Origin of the sequence: Acinetobacter sp. ME22 (assembly GCF_022012315.1) — a bacterium.
GTDB classification, from domain to species: domain Bacteria; phylum Pseudomonadota; class Gammaproteobacteria; order Pseudomonadales; family Moraxellaceae; genus Acinetobacter; species Acinetobacter brisouii_A.
Genome location: NZ_JAKLTL010000035.1, coordinates 1 through 1,373, shown reverse-complemented (window position 1 = coordinate 1,373; position 1,373 = coordinate 1). Strand labels below are relative to the sequence as shown.

General features: G+C 38.5%; 1 protein-coding gene. It reads left to right on the top strand.

What is annotated here, in order from left to right; genetic code table 11:
* On the top strand, window positions 1–1,373 hold a 1,373-nt coding region (locus tag LVY74_RS17550; RefSeq protein WP_237816140.1), incomplete at both ends, for a Hint domain-containing protein.

The window sequence follows — 1,373 nt, the reverse complement described above, 5'->3', positions numbered from 1 at the left end:
TCTGATTTCAAAACATTAGAACGAGAATATGCTAAAGATGGCTTATCTGGTGATGCGTTATATCAAAAGATTAATGATGATATGTTTAACTTCGGCTGTTTTGTGGCAGGTACTTTGGTTATGACAGATAAAGGTAAAGTACCAATTCAAGATATCAAAGTCGGGGATCTGGTACTGTCCAAACCCGAAGACGGTATTGGCGAGCCTGAATTCAAACCAGTGCTCAAAACCTTTGTCCATGAAGAAAAACCGATATGGATGGTGCGAGCCAGTAAAAGCCCTAATTTTTTTGACGGTCAAGGAGAGGAGATAGATTATCAAAAATATAAACTTGTAACGGAAAACATTGACATTTTAGCGACCCCCAATCATCCAGTTTGGGTAATAGGTATCAGTAATGCAAATTGGGATATTACATTCTATGAACGCCCCCACTGGAAGCGAGTAGATGAGCTATTGCAGTATGAGCATGTAGTGAATGCCGATGGCGTGATGTACTATATTACTGATGTTCAACCACTTTATCGCTTTTCCCACCCTGATGTAGAGCCAAATCCCAACCATTACTGGTATGAGAAAAACTATGGGAAAGACTACTATGACGACTACCTGTATGGTGATTTCGAACCTGACTTAGAGGTGACAGAAGAAGACTTTAAAACGATTGGTGGAGTATTCAACCTAAATAATTATCAGCAAGAGGGACTATTAGGCGTATATGTAGAGAATATATTTGGTGATGTGAGGTTATATAATACATTACAAGATGAGCAAGGTAATTTTATTCCTTTTACCACTACTGTCTATAACATGGAAGTGGCGGATAATCACACTTATTTCATCGATGATGCCAAATTATGGGTACATAACACCAACTGTGAAGAAAAAGCATTAAAAATTTTGCTAGGTGATGCGTTATATCAAAAGATCAATGATGATATGTTTAACTTCGGCTGTTTTGTGGCAGGTACTTTAGTTACAACAGATAAAGGTAAAGTACCAATTCAAGATATCAAAGTCGGGGATCTGGTACTGTCCAAGCCCGAAGACGGTATTGGCGAGCCTGAATTCAAACCAGTACTTAAAACCTTTGTCCATGAAGACAAACCGATATGGATGGTGCGAGCTGAAAAGATTAATTATATTTTTAATAAGGAAGGTAAGCGAGTACCTTATAGTCTTCATGGTAAGGCAACCGATTCAATTGATTTTCTAGCGACTCCAAATCACCCCGTATGGGTAGTAGGAACATATGCGAGAAATGCTGATCCCCAAGTTAGCTTTTATGATAGACCGCATTGGAAAAGGGTAGATGAATTAGCTAGAAATGAAGTCGCTGTTAATGCTGATGGGGTCATGTACATTTTTATTAG